The sequence below is a fragment of the Terriglobus albidus genome (assembly GCF_008000815.1).
Lineage (GTDB): Bacteria > Acidobacteriota > Terriglobia > Terriglobales > Acidobacteriaceae > Terriglobus > Terriglobus albidus_A.
Genome location: NZ_CP042806.1, coordinates 3,344,513 through 3,365,784, shown reverse-complemented (window position 1 = coordinate 3,365,784; position 21,272 = coordinate 3,344,513). Strand labels below are relative to the sequence as shown.

Annotated in this window: 13 protein-coding genes; 7 read left to right on the top strand and 6 right to left on the bottom strand. The window is 53.4% G+C overall.

The genetic code is table 11. The annotated features are described in order from the left end of the window. Window positions 1–25: 25 nt before the first annotated feature. The 3 genes from FTW19_RS13270 to FTW19_RS13260 all read right to left on the bottom strand — a co-directional run bounded on the left by FTW19_RS13270 (window position 26) and on the right by FTW19_RS13260 (window position 3,269). Window positions 26–1,645: an MFS transporter gene (locus FTW19_RS13270; RefSeq protein ID WP_147648079.1), complete on the bottom strand. Its 1,620-nt coding sequence runs from the start codon at window positions 1,643–1,645 to the stop codon at window positions 26–28. Further along, complete coding sequence (locus FTW19_RS13265) at window positions 1,642–2,772, bottom strand: HlyD family secretion protein (RefSeq protein WP_147648078.1); 1,131 nt, start codon at window positions 2,770–2,772, stop codon at window positions 1,642–1,644. Before FTW19_RS13265 ends, FTW19_RS13270 begins: the two co-directional genes overlap by 4 nt. Window positions 2,773–2,834: 62 nt before the next feature. Beyond that, entirely contained in the window at window positions 2,835–3,269 is a 435-nt protein-coding gene (locus tag FTW19_RS13260; RefSeq protein ID WP_147648077.1) for a universal stress protein, read from the bottom strand. Window positions 3,270–3,550: 281 nt separating this feature from the next. Between FTW19_RS13260 and FTW19_RS13255 the strand changes: the two genes are divergently transcribed. The 4 genes from FTW19_RS13255 to FTW19_RS13240 all read left to right on the top strand — a co-directional run bounded on the left by FTW19_RS13255 (window position 3,551) and on the right by FTW19_RS13240 (window position 11,071). Beyond that, entirely contained in the window at window positions 3,551–7,237 is a 3,687-nt protein-coding gene (locus FTW19_RS13255; protein ID WP_147648076.1) for a PAS domain-containing protein, read from the top strand. A 274-nt stretch (window positions 7,238–7,511) separates the two neighbouring features. Next, window positions 7,512–8,897 (top strand): NAD-dependent succinate-semialdehyde dehydrogenase, encoded by a 1,386-nt coding sequence (locus tag FTW19_RS13250; RefSeq protein ID WP_147648075.1) that lies wholly within the window; start codon window positions 7,512–7,514, stop codon window positions 8,895–8,897. A 44-nt stretch (window positions 8,898–8,941) separates the two neighbouring features. Continuing rightward, window positions 8,942–10,573 carry a benzoylformate decarboxylase gene (mdlC, locus tag FTW19_RS13245; RefSeq protein ID WP_147648074.1) on the top strand — a complete coding sequence of 544 codons (1,632 nt, stop codon included), beginning with the start codon at window positions 8,942–8,944 and terminating at the stop codon, window positions 10,571–10,573. A 207-nt stretch (window positions 10,574–10,780) separates the two neighbouring features. After that, window positions 10,781–11,071, top strand: coding sequence for a hypothetical protein (locus FTW19_RS13240; protein ID WP_147648073.1), 291 nt, complete (start codon window positions 10,781–10,783; stop codon window positions 11,069–11,071). Between the two features lie 579 nt (window positions 11,072–11,650). Here the strand turns inward: FTW19_RS13240 and FTW19_RS25825 are convergent. Further along, window positions 11,651–11,821: a hypothetical protein gene (locus tag FTW19_RS25825; protein WP_187142964.1), complete on the bottom strand. Its 171-nt coding sequence runs from the start codon at window positions 11,819–11,821 to the stop codon at window positions 11,651–11,653. A gap of 501 nt (window positions 11,822–12,322) precedes the next feature. Next, window positions 12,323–12,601: a hypothetical protein gene (locus tag FTW19_RS13235; protein WP_147648072.1), complete on the bottom strand. Its 279-nt coding sequence runs from the start codon at window positions 12,599–12,601 to the stop codon at window positions 12,323–12,325. A gap of 57 nt (window positions 12,602–12,658) precedes the next feature. Here FTW19_RS13235 and FTW19_RS13230 point away from each other — a divergent pair, with 57 nt between their 5' ends. The 3 genes from FTW19_RS13230 to FTW19_RS13220 all read left to right on the top strand — a co-directional run bounded on the left by FTW19_RS13230 (window position 12,659) and on the right by FTW19_RS13220 (window position 18,946). Continuing rightward, window positions 12,659–16,108: a PAS domain-containing protein gene (locus tag FTW19_RS13230; RefSeq protein WP_187142963.1), complete on the top strand. Its 3,450-nt coding sequence runs from the start codon at window positions 12,659–12,661 to the stop codon at window positions 16,106–16,108. Between the two features lie 789 nt (window positions 16,109–16,897). After that, the gene (locus FTW19_RS13225; RefSeq protein ID WP_147648070.1) at window positions 16,898–17,575 is read left to right on the top strand and encodes an RNA polymerase sigma factor; all 678 of its coding nucleotides are present in this window, start codon (window positions 16,898–16,900) and stop codon (window positions 17,573–17,575) included. Between the two features lie 759 nt (window positions 17,576–18,334). After that, window positions 18,335–18,946 carry a response regulator transcription factor gene (locus FTW19_RS13220; protein WP_147648069.1) on the top strand — a complete coding sequence of 204 codons (612 nt, stop codon included), beginning with the start codon at window positions 18,335–18,337 and terminating at the stop codon, window positions 18,944–18,946. Window positions 18,947–19,156: 210 nt separating this feature from the next. Here the strand turns inward: FTW19_RS13220 and FTW19_RS13215 are convergent, their stop codons facing one another. Further along, window positions 19,157–21,271: an FUSC family protein gene (locus FTW19_RS13215; RefSeq protein WP_147648068.1), complete on the bottom strand. Its 2,115-nt coding sequence runs from the start codon at window positions 21,269–21,271 to the stop codon at window positions 19,157–19,159. Window position 21,272: the final 1 nt, after the last annotated feature.

The following is a 21,272-nucleotide window of genomic DNA, read 5'->3' as shown; positions in this document are numbered from 1 at the left end:
TGGCCCCCTTTCATTCGGTTATTTCTCATTTGGCTTTTACACTCGATGCGATGATCTCGCCGTACTGCGTTGGGACGGTAGACATGAAAGCAACCACGATGAGGCAGGCCACGCAACACGTGGCTACCAGAACAAAGCTGTCGGAGATCGCCAGCGTGAAAGCCTGCTGCCTGACCTGCAGTGCAAGGACCTCCGCGGCGCGCCCTGTTGCTGTTGCCCCCGTTGAATGATGCGCAAATGCTCCACGCAAGCCGAGCAGCCGGTAGTCTGTGAGCGTATTCCCGAGCTGGATCTTCATTCCCAGCATGTTCGAATGAAACTGTTCGCGGATTGGAATGAAATGCCCCATCAACGCAGCTCCCATTTCGCCGCCGAACAGACGTGTGATCTGAAAGAAACCAGCGAATGTGAGGACGTCGGCCGGCCTGGTCAGCGCACCTGAATTCAGCACCTCGAGCACAATCGAACCAACCATCGCGTTGAAAGCAAGCGCCAGCCCAATGGCCATTGCCGCCTGGGACATCCCGAAGTTGGCCCCTGCCCACACGGAAGTCACACGAGAGTTCATAAGACACGCAATCGCAACCAGCGAAAATCCAGCCGTAAGAATCAAGCGTGGATCGACTCTTCGCATCAGCGCCATCGCTGCTATGCCGAGGATGAACTGTGGAACCGCTACCCAAAGCAGGACAGGGGCTTCCTGCAGGGGGAGGAAGCCCCGAACTGAGCCTAAGAAACTTGGAATACTTACGACTGTGGCAAGCATGACGAATCGAAAACTGATGAGAACCAGCGCTAAAAGTAGAGTGTTTCGACGCAGAAGGAACTGGTAGTTGATGAGAGGATTCGGCAACAAAAAATGCCGCACCACGGCCGCCAGCACAAGGAAGACACCGGTAATGGTCAATGCCAGGATGAGTGAAGAGTGGAACCAATCAAGGCGTTGTCCCTGATCAAGCGCCACGTAGAGCAGCGCGGCCCCCAAACTTGCATACAGGAATCCTCTGAAGCTCGGGGCTGGATGCCCCGCTTGAGGCTTTGGTAGCGGCTGCCATGGAATGCCGAAATGTATGAGCACCATCATCAGCGGCGTAAGGATGGTGCCGTTCCAGAAGATCCAGCGCCATGAAAGGTGTTCGATAAAAAACGACTCCCACGCCTGCGCCATATCTGTTGTGAAGATAATGTCGGTTGCGTACATCGCGATGCCAAGCAATACAAATTGCATCGGTAGATTTCTCAAGACGAACGAAAGCGTCAGGGGATAGAAGGTTCCCGCGGTCAACCCAGCTACGATGAGCAAGCCTATGACGATCGGTAAAGAATGGGAAAAGGGGATAAGAAAACTGGCCGCGGTAAAAATCGATGCGCATGCCAGTAAAACCCTCCGAGGACCGAGGAGACCGCCGAGATAGACCGAAAAGGGCCCAATAAACATCATCGATGCATTAAAGGACGTATTGATCCATGAGCCCTCATCAAAGCCAAGGTGGAGCGCCCCTCGAATGTCGGCAAGGCCAACACTCATCAGGCGCCCTGTACATGTCGCAATCATTGCCCCGAGAAGCACACCCGCAACCCCGAGATAGGGATGAACAGTCAAGACGGGTGTGGTCTCAGGCGAATTGGTAGCCTGAGATGTCATCGACCACCTTCTGCGGCCTTCGTTTTTACAGTTACGACTGCCGAAAAGCCTGGCCGCAATCTACCGAGATAAGGCTGTCCCGCATCGAGAACGACCTTTACGGGCACACGCTGGACGATTTTGGTAAAGTTCCCAGTCGCATTATCCGGAGGAAGCAGGGCAAACTGAGAACCACTTGCCGGCGACAGTTCTGCGACCTTTCCGTGGAAGACCTGATTGGGGAAGGTGTCAACACGGACCTCTACAGGCGCACCGACTCGCATATTCGTCAGTTGCGTTTCTTTGAAGTTGGCCTGCACCCAAACGTCGCTCTTAACAAGATCAATCACCTGCGTACCGGGAGTAACGAGCTGCCCTTCCAGGACGCGGCGCTCGCCAACGGTCCCATCCGTAGGAGCAGCAATGCGCGTATAAGCGAGATTGACCTCAGCGACTACGATGGCGGCTTTCTTCGCCTGGATGTCAGCCTTATACACATTATCTTTCGTGTTCAGAGCTTCCCGTTGCCGTTTTGCCGCCTCTAACTGACTCTGGCTCGTCGCGAGTGCAGCCTGGGCCCGCGCAAGATCAGCCTTACGGGCATCAAGCGAACCCCGAATCTGTCCTTCCTGCGCCGTTACATTCTCAAGCTGTTGATGAGTCGCAGCCTTTACTCCAAACAGCGCCTCTTGCCGGTGCAATTCGGTCAGAGCGCGCTCTGCCTCGGGCGCTACGGCTGCAATTCCGGCTTTGGCGGAATCAATGGCAGCAGATGCTTGAAGAGTTCCGGCCTCAGCGGCATTGATTTGTGCATCCTGAATCCTCTTTGCAGCCTGGTTGTCCGCCAGCGAAGCTTCCGACGCAGCCAAAGCCGCCTTCGCCTGATCCAGGTTCGCTCGATAGTCGTTGTCGTCCAGCTCCATCAACGTTTGCCCCGACTTCACAATCTGGTAATCGCCTACGTTCACTTTTCTTACCGTTCCGGAGATACGCGTACTGAGAGGGGTCATATCCGCCCTGAGATACGCATCGTCCGTCTGCTGCTCAGCATGCTGCCCTTCCCACTCGGTCCAATGACCCGCTATAGCAAACAGAAGGCCCGCAGCAGCAAGCAGAACGATAAGGGGAATAATCAATTTTTTACTCATGTCGTAGGCCTCCCCGCCCTAGATTGTTCAATTCTTCAGATAGATCGCGCCGAAGGCTGTGCTCAATGAACGCCAAGCACACTGCAGGATGCCTCTTGTGCGAGGTCATAGACGGAACTCCATAAACGGGACAGATAAAAGTCATGCTGGTGCAGCCCAATAACAAGAAGATCGGCCTCATATTCTTTGAGAAAGTGGAGGATGGACTGCGTGTCGCGCCCTTCGACAATCGCGCTGGTGGCCACTACTCCATGCTCCTGCGCCAAACGCGCCGCGCCCTCATGCAGCGCTCTCTGGATCTGCCGGCGATCTTCTTTTAAGGCTATGGGCGCCGCCGGATCGACGACAACCGCAAAGGAGGTGTATGCAGGAAGATCTCCAAGAATTGAGACGGTAGCCAAGGCAGCATTGAAATTTTGAGCAAGGTCAATTGCCGTGCGAAGCGCACGCTGCGATTCTGGGAGGTCATTCAAAGCGACAACTATCCTGGAAAACATAAAGTGACTCGTCAGAAAGCGATACCCGCCCTATCGTATGAGTCACGGCAAGGGGGGCACTATTACATGTTTCTAGTAGCTAGCTCACGACCTCAGATGCATGGAACCGCGGGCCAATATTTTAAAGCGAGTTCCAGCAAAAAGACATTACATGTTTCCACTATCGATCCGAGCAGCCGCTTTACACTCCCGGCTCTCTAAAATCGGGATGCCTCCATCTCTCGCACGGGCATTTCCGTGGCATTGAATCGTTTGTAGCCGGCGGCCAACAGGTAACATCTATGGTTCCTGATAAATTGCGTGGAATCGCAAGCGGCGAGTTTCTTCCGGTCATCACGGTTAGTGGTTTCATAGCATGGTGCGGACCGCGGCTAGACCTTTTCGCAATCCTTGCCGTTGTGCTACTTGGCCGGTTCCGGGGCGCCTCTCTAGCAATGACCGGTGCGTTCTCATTCAGCCTGGCTAGAACCGCATTTACAATCGCCAGCTATCACACAGCTACAAAGCAGACGAGCCCCTGGCATGCAGTAATGACATCCTGCATCATTTGCCTTTGCGCTACCGTCTTCCTATACAAGCAGTCGGACACCACAACTGCCGATGCCCGTCAACGTCCTTTCGATGTTCGGTTGGCGGAGTTAAGCGAGTACGTCTGGTCACGTACCTCCGCGGGCGACATAGAATACATCAGCCCAGCCGGTTGTGAATATTTAGGGGTCTCGATGGACGAGATGCAGGATTTCTCTCGATTCATCCATCCCGACGATATTTCCGAACGCCAGGATGCCATGAAGCGAGCCCAGAACACCGGTGAGCCTCAACAATTTCACGCAAGATATCGAAGTGCGAGTGGCAAGTATTGCTGGTTCGCGACTCTTCTGCATAGCCAGAGGGATAGCAAAGGAGCAGTTATCCGCTATTTCGGTCTTCAATGGAACATTGACGCGCAGAAGCGGCAAGAGGAGGAGATGCGTGCACGAGACGATGTGTGGAAGGCTGCCCTCAAAATATTGCCTGGATGGATGTGGCTCGCCAAACCGGACGGCTCCCCCGAATTCATGAGCCCTGGCGCTCTCGAGTACACAGGCCTCACATCAGGTCAAATGCTTAAGGATACCTTTGTCTCAGTTCACCCCGATGACTGCCAGCCCCTCGCAGCGCATTGGAAGCGCCTTCTTGAGTCTGGCGCAGCCGGCGAAATAGAGATCCGTATCCGGCGTGCGGACGGGGTATACCGTTGGTTTATCTCGCGCGCTAAACCGTTACACCAACACGGCAACAAAATTGAGCGTTGGGTCAATATCAATTGGGATATCGACGAACGCAGAGGGGCAGAAGAACAGACGAAGAAGGCCGAGGAGATCTTCAGAAAGATCGCGGACGGTGTGCCTGCGTGCATATGCATCATGGCGCCGGACGGAACGATGGTGTATGCGAACAGAGTCGCATCCATGGCCCTTGGTAAACCAATGGAGCAGATCCTTGGAAATCAATGGATGCAACACATCCATCCAGAGCAGTACGAAGAAGCTCATAAAAACTGGATGCATTGTGTAACGACCCAGACCCCTTTGGATACCAGATGGCTCATGCTACACCACGACGGTCAGTACCGCTGGCAACACATTCTTGCGCATCCTGCGTTCGATGAGCACCATCGCCTGGCGAGCTGGTACATGATGGGCGTCGAGATCGATCAACAAATGAAGGCCGAACAGGCGCTTCGCAACCGCGAGCGGGAAGTGCGCGAGCTCTTGAACCGCATTCCTACGTTGATTGCGGTTCGCAGCCTGAATGGCATCGAGTTCGTGAACGATCGTTTCCTGGAATATGTCGGGCGCTCGCTAGAGTCTGTTCTCGGGAATGGATGGCTTGTAGTAGCGCATCCAGAGGATCGTCAACGAGTATTCGATCTGCAACAGAACTCGACCGCCACGATTGGCCCATTAGATATGGTGTGGCGGATAGCTGATAAAGAGAGTAGATACCGCTGGTTTCATACCCACTCTGAACCCTTCTTTGAACTGGACGGAAGCGTCCAGCGCTGGTACTCGGTCACTACTGACATCGACGATCTGTTCCGTTCCCGCGAACTGATCCGCGACCACAAGATGCAATTGCATCTCCTGGCCGAGAATGTACCCGGCTTCCTTTGGAAGGCGCTTCCCTCTGGAGAAGTCACCTATCTGAACCGCTATTGCGAAGATTATCTTGGCATGACGCCAGATGAAGTTCGCAGTACTGGTTGGATCCACCTCGTTCATCCTGAGGACCAGGATGAGGTATTGCTACGGTGGAACACGCTTGTCAACGGGGGGCAATGGCACGAGCATGTGCACCGACTCAAGGGCAAAGATGGACAATACCGGTGGTTCCAATCACTCATTACGACGGTCAAAGACAACTCCGGAAATGTCGTTACACTTCACGGTCTCACGATGGATGCTCATACCATGGTCTCAGCAGAGCGGTCGGTGAGGCAGGAGGAAAGGCAGTTACGCAGGCTCGTGGACGCAATGCCGGCAATGATTTGGCGAGCGGATCCCAATGGTCAGATTGACCGCTGGAATCGGACGATGGTCCAGACGATCGGTAAGCCCTGGGAGACCTCTGAGAATTTCGATCTGAAATCGAAGATTGATCCGTCGCAGGCGTCCGAGGTAGAGACGCGCTGGGAAAGGTCGGTACGTTTCGGAATCCCTTACGAAGATACATATCGAATTCTTGGCAATGACGGAAACTATCATTGGCATCTCGTCCGAGCGCAGCCGTTTAGAGACGAGAACGGGAAGCTAATCAGTTGGTATGGAGTCCACACTGATATCGAAGCATTGAAGCAGGCAGAAGAGGCGCTCCAAGAGCGCGAGCAGCAACTACTGGGCATCATTGAGACAGTACCCTCCATGCTGTGGTCAGCATCATCGGCAGGCGAACCGACGCACATCAATAGACGGGTCCGGGAGTACAGCGGCCTTTCGCTTGACCGCTTTTTCAGTTTGGGCTGGGAGGCCCTACTGCACCCGGACGACTTTGAAGATACAGCCAACGCGTTCTCGAAGGCAGTGAAAACAGGGGAGTCATATAGTGCCGTCCATCGGTTACGACGCGCGGATGGCGAGTACCGGTGGTACCACGCAAGAGGGGAACCTTTGCGCGATCGTGAAGGAAAGATCATCCAATGGTACTGCCTGTCGGTTGACATTGATGAACGCAAGAGAGCCGAAGACCACCTTCGTCAGACTCGTGCAAAGTTGAATAGAGCTTCGAGAATCGCCACGGTTGCAGAGCTTTCTGCTTCGATCGCGCACGAGCTCAACCAACCGCTCATGTCTGTTCTCGCAAACGCGCAAGCGGGCAGGCGTTGGTTGGCGACTTCTCCACCGAATATCGAGGAAGCAAACGCATCCATTGAAAGGATCATACGAGATGGCAGAGCCGCAGACGAACGGATGCAGCACATACGGGCTCTATTCAAACGCGAGTCCTTCGATAAGAAAGAAGTGAGCGTGCAGGAGATTATCAGCGAAGCAATTCGATTGGTTCAAGAAGATCAGAACAAGCGGAGCGTGCAGATCAACTGTGTATGCGAAAGCGAGCTTCCTCTTATCTCGGTCGATCCAATTCAGATTCAAGAAGTTATCGTGAATCTTATTTCCAACGCGATTGAAGCGAACGATCATGAGAGACGGCCGCCACTCGTCACAATCAAGGCTCAGGTAAGTGCTAAACGGGAGATGATCATTCAAGTAATCGACAACGGCCCTGGCGTTGACGACCCCGAAAAGATCTTCGATGCTTTTGTTACGACAAAAGAAGACGGAATGGGCATCGGCCTCGCAGTCTCCCGCTCCATTGTTGAAGCACATGAAGGACAACTGTGGGCCGAGAATAATCCGGACGTCGGCGCAATATTTACTCTGACATTGCCTCTCCCGAAGCGGGCTCGAAACCTGGCAGCCCATGCGTAAAAGGTGGTCGGCTCTGTTGTCGAGGGTCGTGTGGAAACGAGAGACCTCGTACCTACTCAACCAGATCCCTTAGCGCACCTCCCTTCTGCGTGGCCTCACCGATTATTGCTAGTAGAAATATGTAATTTCCTCGACCGATCTGGCGTTGCTAAGATCACGCTGTTCTATGGCTGGAGAAGTTCAGCTCCGGCTGGGCCCACATCATGATTCCCGGAAGGCGCGTACTCCCGTGAGTCGCCGCCGGCCGGAGATGAATACGCAAAGGAGCATTGTCGTGGCATATCGTAGCGTCAATCCAGCGACCGGAGAAGTACTCAAGACATTCAACGAGCATACTGACGAAGAGATGCTAACGGCATTGGCAACTGCGGAAGCCGCATTTCAGCGTTGGGCAGCAAGGCCATTCAGTGAGCGCGCTCACATCATCGGCCAGGCGGCCAAGCTTCTGTTGGAAAAGAAGGAAGAGCTCGCTCGTCTCGCGACGCTCGAGATGGGCAAGCGGCTCATCGAGAGCCGAGGCGAAGTCGAACTGAGCGCTGCTATCCTGCAGTATTTTGCTGACCATGCGGAGACCTTTCTCAAGCCGAAGCAACTGAACTCAACGATGGGTGATGCTCATTTGGAATTCTCCCCTCTTGGTGTTCTATTGAGCATTCAGCCCTGGAATTATCCCTACTACCAGCTTGCCCGCTTTGTTGGTCCTCACTTGATGTCGGGAAATGTCATGCTTCTCAAGCATGCTCCTGGCGTTCCCCAGTGCGCAGTCGCGTTCGAGCGGGTTCTGCAAGACGCGGGGCTTCCGAAGGGCGTTTATACCAACCTGTTCTTGAGCAATGACCAGGCCGGCTCTCTGATTGATGACCCTCGGATCAAGGGGATCGCCCTGACCGGCTCAGAACGGGCGGGTGAGGCATTGGCAGCCAGAGCGGGTAAGAATCTAAAGAAGTCCACCATGGAACTTGGCGGTAGCGATGCGTTCATCGTACTCGATGATGCGGATCTCGAGCATACCGTGGAGATGGCGATTCTCGGCCGCTTCGGCAATAACGGCCAAACCTGCATCGGAGCGAAACGGTTCATCGTCGTTGAGTCGATGCTTGATAAGTTCCTGCCTCGTTTCGTCGAGGCGGCAAAGGCGCTGAAGCTCGGCGATCCACTCGACGAAAACGTAACGCTGGGCCCGCTGTCTTCCGATTCGGCGCTGCAGCTCATCCTCCGTCAAATCAATGAAGCTACGAGCCATGGGGCAACGATCTTGCTCGGCGGTAATCGCGCCGGGAATGTGGGTGCCTTCCTTGAACCTACAGTCTTGACGGACCTGAGCCCGGATAACCCTGCTTACAAACAGGAGTTCTTCGGGCCGGTAGCCCTGATCTTTCCCGTCAAGGACGAGGATGAAGCAATCGCGGTTGCCAACGACTCTCCTTTCGGATTGGGTGGTTCGGTCTACACCACCGACATTGAAAGAGGTAAGCGTGTCGCAAGCAGGATCGAGACCGGCATGGTGTTCATCAACTATCCCGATGTCAGTTGGCCTGATCTCCCTTTCGGAGGAATCAAGAGATCGGGCTACGGTAAGGAACTGTCCAATCTCGGGCTTGAAGAGTTTGTGAACAAGAAACTCGTCCTGGTTCCTTCAGTTCCAACGGGAGCCCATTAGAACCGATTTCTGTCAGAAGCAAAATACAGACTTGGAGCCCAAGGATGAACGACCAAACCACGTTGACTGTATACCAGGCGACCTATGATCTATTACGTAAACTTGGCCTGACTACCATCTTTGGAAATCCCGGCTCCACGGAACAGCCATTTCTAAAAAATTTCCCTTCCGACTTCGAATACATCCTCGGTCTACAGGAAGCGTCTGCTGTGGCAATGGCCGATGGATTCGCCCAGGCAACCAAGAGACCCGCCCTCCTTAATCTGCATACTTCTGCAGGTACCGGCCATGGAATGGGCAACATCATGACGGCCTATCAAAACAAGACGCCGCTGATCATCACCGCCGGTCAGCAAGCTCGCGAGATGGTTCTCTGCGACCCATACCTGACAAATCGCGATGAGACAACATTGCCCCGTCCATGGGTGAAATGGGCCTATCAGCCAGTAAGAGCACAGGACGTTCCGGGTGCACTCATGAGGGCGTATGCGGTTGCCTTGCAGCCTCCAGCAGGTCCTGTATATGTATCAATTCCTCTTACCGACTGGGATCAACCGGCGTTAGGTGAAGCAGTCGTTCGAACCGTGAGCTCTCGCTACGCGCCGGATCCAGACCGCATTGCATTGTTTGCAGATCGGATCAGGAAGAGTCAGAACCCGGTGCTGATCTACGGTCCGGAGATTGAGCGGAGTGGAGGCTGGCATGCCGGAATCAAGTTCGCGGAACGCCTAAACGCGCCAGTCTATCTTGCGCCGCTCGCCGATCGAGCATCGTTCCCCCAGACACATCCTCAGTTCAGGGGAATGGTGCCGATCGCGATCGGACCTCTAAGCAAGAAGCTTGCCGGCCACGATCTCATCATCGTAGTCGGAGCCCAGGTCTTCCGTTACTATCCGTACATTGCAGGAGATTACCTTCCAAAGGGAACGGATCTGCTCCAGATCACGAACGATCCTTATGATGCTGCCGCTGCCATTGTTGGGGATAGCCTTTTAGCTGACGCAAGCCTCGCACTGGAAGCATTGGCCGATGCCATTCCGGAAGTGACCTTGCGCTCCGTTTCGTCTCGTGCCGATATTGAGCGTACCCTGCCGGCAAAACCACACAATCCGTTGACCGCCCTCGAGGCATTTACGGCTCTAGGCGACGTCCGGCCTGCGAACGCAATCCTGGTAAATGAAACCGCATCAAACTTCGCTGATCTGTTACAGAATTGGCCGATTGTAGAACCGGAATCTTATTACACCTTTGCCAGTGGCGGACTGGGCTGGGGCGCCCCCGCCGCTGTCGGAATTGCGATTGCGCAAAAGAAGCAAGGAACCGGTCGACCAGTGATCGCCGCAATCGGAGATGGAGCCCTTCAGTATTCGGTACAAAGTCTTTACACCGCAGCCCAACAAAAACTGAAGCTTATCTTCGTGGTTCCATGTAATGACGAGTATGCGATTCTCAAGAACTTCGCGGTACTTGAGAATACACCAAATGTTCCGGCCCTTGATCTTCCCGGGCTCGACATCGTGGCCACCGCAAATGCATTCGGTTGCATTGGTGTAGCCGCCAATACGGCAGAGGAGATCAAGCAGGCATTCACAACTGCTCTTGACGCGGACGGTCCGACGGTCATCGCTATTCGAATTGCACGACAGATGCGTTCGCTGGTACCAGATGCTGACTAGATTCTGACCAAACCGAATGTGTCCCTCCACGAGATTCCGCAGCAATGCGATGGAGATGGGTCAGATCATGCAGGCTGTCGGCCACGAGTAGGAAACCGGAGCGATCGGGCGCGACCACGGATGTATACAGGCGACTCACCGTTACGAGCAAAGTGCTCGCAACAAAGTAAACAGCAAACAACAGGAGGCTTCGTGAGACTAATACGTATGTCAGGACTACTAACGGCGCTGGTCTTGAGCATGGGAGTTTCCCTTGCTCAAGACGTTGCCCACGACGTGGATAGAGCAGCAAAGAAGACGGGACACACCGTTCGCAAGGTGGGCAAGGAGGTTGGCAAAGGAACGAAAGCTGGTACCAAGGACGTTGAGCACGGTACGAAGGCTGCCACCAAAGATACCGTTCATGGCGGCGATATCGCTGCCAAGGACACGGCAAAAGGCGTAAAAACGATGAGTACGAAAACTGCAAACGGTATCAAGGACAGCGTCTCAAAGTAGTCTCTTAAAGCATCAAGTCAATCATGCCTGAACCGACAGCTAATGAAGTAGTCGGTTCAGGCACAGACCGATTGGTTTCGGGCTCACCAGCGGTTTCGTTCCCATCCCCTCACATGAAATCTTTACGCTGAGAGTACTCACTTCCCTTCCCGGCCGCGCAAAATACTCTCCGGACCCTTGGCAAATTCTTTGCATCCGACATGGCTTTCGGGAAGTTTGTACCCATGGGTACAAACTTCCGCACTACACATAGGAGCCAACGCGCTGATTACCTGCGATGTCGTATCGTGGTGCTCCCCGGGAAGCCCACGGAGGCGCCTGGAAGAAGAGCTGAGGACCGTATTCTTTCTCTCGCTGTTGCTCCTGTCCTTCCGTTTGACGAAGAGGACGACAGCAGCTTACGCGCGGATCCGAGCCAACGCAAAGACCGAGGGAAAAGCGATAGGAACAGCGGACGCCTTTATCGCAGCACTTGCCATAACAATACCGATTTACCGTCGCGACGCGAGACGGATCTGGGATTCCTCTAATCGATCCATGGGAGCTATAGCAGACGAAAGCGACAACAGCCGGCAAACCTCACGAATCGTGCTGTAAGCCTTCCAGTGCAATAGCCGCCTTAGTCAAAATCTGTTCGGGTGATAGATGACACCGCAAAAGCATCTCAATTGCAAGTGTGAGGGTCGCTGGCTGCTCGAAGGCCAATGCTCTCCACATGCTTTCCCGGTTTTCAAGGTCAATACGAGTCATGTGTCTGTCCTCCTAGTGATCGTCCGTCGAGTCACGGAAGACCTCACTGGCGCATGCACAACAGATTAGTGCAGCTTCTCCCGACATCCTCTGTAGATCTCGCATTCGCCACGATCGCTCCGGGAATCCTCATCGCCTAAGCTCGATATCGGTTCGAGTGTCCGACTGAGTGCTCGCCCCTGTGAGCTATCGAATGGCACGATGGTAACAATCGCCACCACAGTAAACAATTACATCTTCCTTGTAATCGCAAACGGCACACATATGGGCTCTGGTGCAATCGACTTCATTTAGATCAACTTACATCCTTTCCGACCGTCACACTCCGACCCGGATGGAAAAGTTACAGCAATCGTTCGACGAACCATAAGCTGCATCCGCGTGAATCCTCTTTTAGCAATACACCTGGGCCGCGGGCCGATAAATTCCAAAGACTCCATTACAGAACATGTAATTTATCCCACTCCCAAGCGTTGAGTGTTCGTCCATGGACTTCCAGGACTACAAGAACTCCGTTGCGGCGATCGAGAAGACGGGGTTCAGGAAGACCGTGCTCGCCGGGCTGTGGACTGAGACCCGTGTAGCTATTCCGACAGTGCAGGCGTTGCACAATGCCTCGAGGTTTACGTAGTCGAAGACCGCTGCGGCGAAGTTAGGCAACTCGCACACGACAATGCGATGCGTCGTGTTGCCAGGCGGCAGCAACGCCGATCGCAGCTCTCTCTGTGACCTTGGAATGGCAGCGCGGCTGGGCAAACCGGGATACGCACAACGTCGCACTAAACCTCGCGAGGAAGCACTATGGCGCCTATGGCAAGGCGGTGTACTATTTGCACTATGGCGAAAAGCGAACACATTTCGCTGGAGGATCCTAGCCTAAGTCTTCGGCAGATTATTGACACGTCGCCTGCGCTGCTCCATACAGCTCGACTGGATGGCTACCTCGATTTCCTTAATCAGACCTGGCTCAACTTCACCGGCGAGCCGCTGGAGGAATTGCTTGGTTGGGGCTGGACTTCCTGTATTCATCCTGAAGATGTCGAAGCTTTTTTGCAGAGCATGCGTGAATCCCTTCCCAGGGGAGAGCCCTTCCAGCAAACATCACGAATGCGAACAGCCGATGGCGTCTATCGGTGGATGTTACATCTCAAAGTTCCGGTGTTTGATAGGGTTGGAAACCTTATTAAGTGGAGCGGTTCGAGCATCGACGTTGATGACCGAAAGAGAGCAGAGGAACAACTCCTAAAGACCGCCCAGGAGTCGCACGTTACCGACCATGAAGTTTTGACTCAAGAACTTAGACGCCGCGAAGCTCATCTCGCGGAAGCACAATGCCTCGGTCATATTGGCAGTTGGGTCTTCGAACCTACAGGCGCCTTTGAGTACTGGTCTGATGAACTTTTTCGCATCTATGGCCTTGATCCAAAGAGAGACGCCCCTACACTCGACGAATACCTAGCATGTGTTCATCCGCACGATCGTGAGTTCATGGCATCGCTAATCAAGGGGATGATCACAGAGTCTTCAGGATGTGATGTCACCAAACGCATTGTGCTACCGAATGGCGAAATCCGGCACATCCGATGCGTTGGAGCTCCGGTCTTAGAGAACGGGAGACTGAAGAGGATCGTAGGCAATGCCATCGATGTCACGGAACACGAGCTTCTCACTCGGGAACTCCGACGGCGAGAAGCCTACCTGGCTGAAGCCCAAAGACTTAGTCACACTGGCAGCTTCGGGTGGAACCCTAATACGGGAGATATTGTCTGGTCAGACGAAACCTATCGCATCTTCGAGTACGATTGTGCCAGGAAGCCGATCTTGGACATGGTGGTGCAGCGTGCCCATCCTCAGGATCGGGGCCTTGTACAGCAGGTCATCGATCGTGCATCCCAGACCGGCATCGACTTCGAACATGAGTATCGTCTGCTGTTGGATGACGGGCGAGTCAAGCACGTCTACGCGATAGCTCGAGCTTTTCAGGATGCATCCGGCAATCGCGAGTTTATCGGAGCCGTCACCGACATCACCGAGCGCAGAGCAGCGGAAGAGAAGATCCGGTACAACGAGAAGGAGCTTCGGACCCTCATTAATGTAATGCCCGCCTTTGTGGGGATTGCTGCGCCTGACGGATCAATCGAATTCATCAGCCAGGGTTTTCTGGACTACACAGGGTTCTCCAGAGAACAAGGAATCGGTTGGGGGTGGGAGGCCGCAGTACATCCCGAAGACCGTGATCGAGTGGTGGCCAATTGGCGGGCTGGACTGGCAGCTGGAGCGCCCATTGAACATGAACTTCGTTGCCGGCAAACAGATGCAACCTATCACTGGTTCCTGTGTCGCACTCACCCCCTCCATGACGACGCAGGAAACGTTGCTAAGTGGTACGTCACTCTAATGAATATCGATGCCTTGAAAGAGACAGAAAGCAATCTCCAAGCGAGAGAGCATCAGCTGCTTGGCATTATCGAAACCATTCCTTCAATGGTCTGGTCAATGTCGCCGGCCGGTGAAGTCAATTATGTGAATCCAAGGGTCCTTGAATACTGTGGGGCTACGCTCGAAGAACTCACGAATCGCGGGTGGCTTGGCTTCATTCATCCCGATGATCGAGAGGAGACTGCAAAAGCATTTGTTCGAGCAATCACCTCTGGAGAGTTACACAGCATAATTCACCGCGTTCGGCGCGCTGATGGAGAGTACCGATGGTTTCACTCGATGAGCGAACCCCTGCGTGATCCTCAGGGGAAGATCATCCAGTGGTATGGCATCAACGTCGACATCGATGAGCGGAAGCGGGCAGAGGAAACACTCCGAAAGAGCGAGAGAGAGCTTCGGACCCTCATTGATATATTGCCCGCCTATATCGAAACCTCCTTGCCCGACGGAACGGTCGATTTTCTGAGCCAAAGCTGGTTGGACTATTCTGGCCAGACCAGAGAAGAGGTGACGGGGTGGGACTGGGCGCGTACGATTCATCCGGACGACGTCGATCGAGTAGTGGCAAACTGGCAGGCCGGAGTGGCTTCGGGAGAGCCTGTTGAGCAAGAGCTACGTTGTCGTCGCGCCGACGGAGTCTACCACTGGTTCCTGAACCGTAGCCTTCCCCTTCGTGATGATGAAGGGAAGATCGTTAAATGGTACGGGATTCTCTTCGATATAAGCTCGTTAAAGGAGACTGAGCACGCTCTTCAGATGAGAGAACATGAACTTGTTGGCATTATCGAAACAATTCCCTCAATGCTTTGGTCAACCTCACCGGACGGTGAAGTCACGCATATTAATCAAAGAGTCCTAGAATATTACGGGGCAGGTTCTTTAGAAGAATTCGCTAATCGCGGATGGAAGAGATTCATTCATCCGGATGACCAAGAGGCGACCGCGCAGGCATTCTTTCGGGCCCTCGAAACGGGAGAGTCATACAACGCCATAAATCGCGTGCGACGTGCAGATGGAGAGTACCGATGGCATCAAATGATGGCCGAGCCTTTGCGTGATCCTGACGGCAGGATCATTCAGTGGTATGGCCTCTCGGTTGACATCGATGAGCGAAAACGAGCAGAAGACTATCTTCGGGATACGCGCATCAAGCTCAATGCAGCATCGAAAATCGCAACCGTAGCTGAGCTCTCAGCATCGATCGCTCATGAACTCAATCAGCCACTTATGGCGGTGCTCGGAAATGCTCAGGCCGCCAAGCGTTGGTTGGCAGCCAATCCGCCCGATCTAACCGAAACAAACGCCTCGATTGAGCGAATATTGAGAGATATTCGCTTAGCTGATGAGACCATGCAGCACATTCGCGCTCTTTTCAAACGGGAGTCTGTTGAAAAGAGTGACGAGAATGTCCTCGACATCATTCGAGAGGCCTTACGCTTTGTCCATGAAGATCCCAACAAGCGCGAGGTTCGAATTGATTGGTCCATCGAAGGTGACCTGCCGCCAATTTGTGTCGACCGTATTCAAATCCAGCAGGTATTTATCAACCTAATTTCGAATGCGATTGAGGCGACCGAAGGGAGTACAAATACAGCCAGGATTCTGCTGAGAGCCTTTGTTGCGCAGGAGCATGAGGTCATTATCCAGGTCGTCGATAATGGCACAGGACTTGAAGATATCGAAAAGATATTCGATGCCTTTATGACAACGAAGGAAAAGGGTATGGGCATTGGCCTGGCCGTCTCGAGATCTATCGTTGACGCCCACGGTGGGCGACTCTGGGCGGAGAACAACTCTGATGGCGGCGCAACCTTTAATGTCGCCTTGCCTATGTCGTCAAAACGTTAGGCCCGCTAGCGCCTCTTGCAACACTCCCGACCCCATAACTCACATAACACCGGCCCTACACCCCTCATCGGATTGTTCGTCGAACATGCTGATCGTGTAGATCGCCTCGTCCGAAGCAAAGTTCGTGCCCGCATCCGTCAACGCCTGTTACGATGTCCAGCACCTTCTGGTAGCTCATCGCGCTAGGCACGGTCTTGAGCTTTTTGGCGCTGCACGATATTACGACATCGTGTCCAACGGAGGATAACAACGCGGACCAAAGCTTCTCGGATTCGATTGTCATCGACCACTGCATAGACAATCGCTCGATCGAAACTCATTGTGTTCCCTTCTCGATCACGACCACGATCGAGACCAGCATTGTCGATATCAGCTCTGCCTTTCTTATCGATTCACTTAAGGCTCTGAAAGCGATTAGACCTGCTCCATGTTGATTGCGCTTCGTTCACACGCGTGTGTGACTACCCCGGCCAAATGCTACCGCCGTTCAAGCAAACTACTTCTTCTTCAATGGAATGACAAAACGGAGCACTGTTTCAATCAGCACATCGAAACGCGTACCAGATCCCGTCAGACGCTGGATTCACAAGGAAGCCTCCGACGGAACGAGGATTCTCAAACAACGCGGAACGGCTCAGATGCGATCGTTGATCCGCAGTAAGAGGTTGACTTCCCTGTTGCTGTTAGCAGAAAGATGTAATTTCCCTGCTTTTATGGCGCTGCTACTATCACGGAATCGTTAGCAGTCCTGATGATGAGGCTGCTTAGGATACCCCCCGAGAGGGAATCATGATCGCTTATCAACCAAGCAATAATCTAGTTAAGAATGGCAATGAATGCGGCAAAGAAGACTCTGACTGTCTTCTCGTCGAACGCGCACAAGACGGCGACGTCCACGCATTCGAACGCCTCGTGCTCCGCTATCAGCAGAGGGTATTCCGCATTATTCTCAGTATCACGAGAGAGCGTGAAGACACCGAAGATCTAGTTCAAGAAACACTGTTACGGGCCCAGCGTGGGCTGTACGAATTTCGCAGGCAGTCTAAATTCAGCACATGGCTTACCCGGATCGCGGTTAACCAAGCTTTGGGATATCTACGGAAGAAGCGCCAGCACCATAACATTTCGCTCGACAATTGTGCCGATGGCGAGGGAGGTTACATGACGCTCGATATTCAGGAGTGGCGGCCAAATCCGGAGCAAAGTTGCGCTCAGACTGAGGCAAAACTGAACGTACGAGCGAAAATAGCGATGCTACCCGATGGATTGAGATCCGCCCTGATCTTGAAACATTTTTACGGGCACTCACTAGAGTACGTTGCAGAGAAGCTCGGAATAACTATTCCGGCGGCGAAGAGCAGAATACTGCGAGCCCGGCAGCGGCTTCGTAGTCAACTGGGAAAGCAACCTTCCTTCGTCGCCCGAGAACCCTCTATCAAATTGATCAAATGCACGATAGATTCATAGCCCGTTGTGCAGACCCTCGAAAACCATGCGCACGGAAAGTCTTAGGTCCGAATCGCCCAGCGTCATCAGGTAAACCGTAAATGCTCCGGACGTCATCTGAAAAGCGAGGGCATCACAATCTGCTATCACAAATTCCGGACAAGATTTTCGCCCCCATGTCGTCACCGGAAATCGAACAGCCCCTAGGCCACCGCGGCTTTGGCTACAGGACGATGTAATCGTCTTCGGACCGACACTTGGCTAGCATCAAGACATGATCTTCCCAGGTGATATCGACCATCTTTCATGGCTCTGGAGCCCCTTCCCGAGATTCTGCACCGCCACCCTCACGGCGATGGCGTAAGTTCTCAAATAGCGGTGCACCTCGAGGATATCGCTCTACCAAAGGAGGTGCCCTTGTTCTGGCTCGAACTCGCGTTCATAGTGCTCATTTCCATTCGTTTCGTTCGCGGAACATCAAACCTACGCTCTTGCACAGACTTGGAAGCGGCTGACACATGTCAGGCTGCCAACGAGACACTGCGGATTGAGAGCCAATCAGCTGAGGAACGCCCGTTTTCAATTGGAGGCGGTAACCGCTGGCTATCACATATTTATGTAAGGACTAAAATATCGCCTCCGAGGACTTCTAGGATTGCCATACCTATAGGTATGATTGACGGCGATGCGCCTTCGTTACATGTGAGCGCTGTCGATCATTTTCGGTTAAAGAGGCGGCCGACCGAGTCATGTGATGCCTATATTCTCCAGGAGGTTCATATGGAACTGGTGAATGAGATGGTGTATATCGTCGATGACGACGCCAGCGTCGGAGAAGCTTTGTCCTCGCTCTTACGAGCGAACGGCAGGCGAGTGCAAATATTCACCTCGGGGCAGGAGTTCCTCACCTTCGAGCGCCAGGACACTGCCGCTTGCCTCATCCTTGACTTGCGGATGCCGGGATTAAATGGCTTGCAGGTTCAGAAGTCGATCTCGGCCAAGCTAGCCATTCCCGTCATCTTCATTACAGGACGAGGGGATATCCCGTCGTCCGTCACTGCGATGAAAGAGGGTGCAATTGACTTTTTGACAAAACCCGTCGATGAGATGGCATTACTGAACTGCGTTGAGCGAGCCATCGACCTTGATAGGAGTCATCGCAGGAAGGCGCTCGAAGACGCAGCACTGCTGGCTCGATACCAATCCTTAACGCCAAGGGAGCGGCAGGTACTACCTCTATTGGTAAGGGGCATGTTGAACAAGCAAGCAGCCGGGGAGTTGGGTATCACAGAATATACTGTGCAGATACACCGTGCCCATATTATGCGCAAGATGGAAGCCGATTCTTTCGCTACTTTGGTTAAACTAGCAAGCAAGCTAAATCTCGAGTAGACCGACGAATTACTGAAGATTATGGTCGAAGGGCGCGGGATGTCGTGATGGGCACATTGTCCCGCACGATCGCAGTCATTGACGACAATCTCCGTCTTCTCGAATCAATCGTTATTCTTTGGCCTCTTGTGGATACAGCGCTCAGCGGACTGAGCCTGCGGTCCGTGTCGCCACTCGTAGCAGATCGATCGGCGCGAAGTATGGACATACTCAAATTTCCTTTTCCAAGGAGTCGGCCAGAAGCGCGATCCTGCGAGAGAGAAGGAGAAATGACTCTACCTGCAGGGAGAACTGGTTTTGGGTCTTCAGCGAGCCCTTCCATGCCGCTTGTTCGAGCTGGGCATAGGCTTTTGACAGATCCTGTTTTGGGGTCGATTCATTCCCTTCCGTTCGATCGGCCATCTCTTCCAGGGCCTTTGCCAAGCGGTTGTCGAACTCCTCCTGCGCCGGCTGGATTGCTTCCGGTAACTCGAAACCGGGTAGGCGAGCACGGTACTTCCACAAAACGAGGCGGGTGATGAAGATCATGCGCAAATTCGGCTGCCAATCCCGAATGCGCTTACGCGATATTAGATCCTGCTCGCGGCGAGGCCCAAATTCAAGAAGAACAGCGTCAGCCAGCCCCCTTACCTTATCAAAATTGCTGTTGATTGTTTCGCGAAGGGAATAGCTCCGTTCTAGAGCAACTTTCAAATCCTTTGAGACTGGTTCTCTTGCAAATCGCGCTAGCAATCGGAGGTTGGAGATGAATGTTTTCTTCATCTGAGTGCCGGCTCGCGAACCCCACAATTGATCAAACACAAGCCACATCATGAGTAAACCGAGCAGAATGCCAATCACGCGATCCCTTGCCGGTGTAAGGGACGTCTGGACTTGGAACTCACTCAGGTTGATGAGATAAAAAGCAATTGCAGCCTGGACTCCGAAGTACGAAAAACGTGGACTCGAGGTTGCAAACCATGCAGCAATAATAGTAAACGCTATGAAAAGGAGCGTGAAACCGGCGACGGAGTCAAGAGCAGGCGAGATGAATACTTGTGCTCCAATGCCCATCACCATTCCTCCTACGATAGCGCCCGCAATGCGCAAGGCCTGTTTTTGTCGGGACGAACCTATCGTGGAGAGGGCGGTGAGAAAACACGTCGTAATCGAGGTGTTGATGCCGGGCCAGGCTTTGGCATTGTAGAAGAGATAGCACAGGCTGGCTGCAAGACAGCCCTTCAGACCAAACTTGATGTGGTCGGGATTGGAAAACGCATCAGGAAGAAAAAAGCCCGACGTTGGGTCATTCCCGATGGATGGAGCGTAGGCAGTCAACGGACGTAATCCCGCGAACACTTCATCGATCGATGACGCCGTGTTTTCCATTTCTTCTAAAAGAGGAAGAGATGCCGATGGCTCCCTTACGGGCACGAAGCGGCTCAGCACCACGCCATGCAACAACTCGGAACGAATCGATCTAATGTTCGACGCTAAGTTGCGGATGCGGTCCTTGTCGTAGCCCGACAATTCAAAAGTGGAAAGTGTCATACTAGCGGCAATATCTACAAGTCTCGCTACCAACGCGATCACAGCACCGATCTGCTCGCGGTATTGTGGCGAGTAATTTGAACGTCGTAACAGCCGTCGAGGTCCGGAGGTTCCCGCCATGGCTAATCGGGTGACTTCACGGATTGTCTTATTGTCTCCGCAATCGCCCGCAGCATACGAATCAAGCAGGTCCGCGACAGAACTCAAACGCTCGGCGAGCGGCTGACGGACAACATCACCCGGCCTCAATGCTGCGAACGCCAGCTCGATCAGGACCGTAATAACGCTCGCGAGAGAGATTGTCGCAAAAGCCCAGAGAGTTTGTTCCACCTTTCGCTCGATCGGAATCTGCTGGTCCCATGCCGGAATTGTAACGATGAGCAAATAACCGAAACGCACTGCGGCGGTGTAATTTGTCATTGCGCTGAGCGCAAAGAACATCACGAAAAAGGTCCCAATTACCCAGAGTAATCGCAGATTCGGGTCCTGCAGGAAGAACATCGCTCCCAGCAGGATGTACAGCGCTGACAGGGCAAAGGCGATGATGATGGTCTTGACGGCTCTTATAGTAGCATCGGGATTCTCTCGCGAGATTGTAAGTGCGTAGAGTGCGCCGTACGCACCGTATGGAATGCGAAACGTCATGGTGATGATCATGACGATGGTTGCGGCGATTGTCATCCGCGCGACGAGGGCAGCACGCCCTGGATACGGAGCGAGTTCTTCTTTTAGAAACTCCCTTACCCAGGTCAGCGGACGAGATGGCCGAGGCAGGCTTTGGGAGATGGTTGCCATT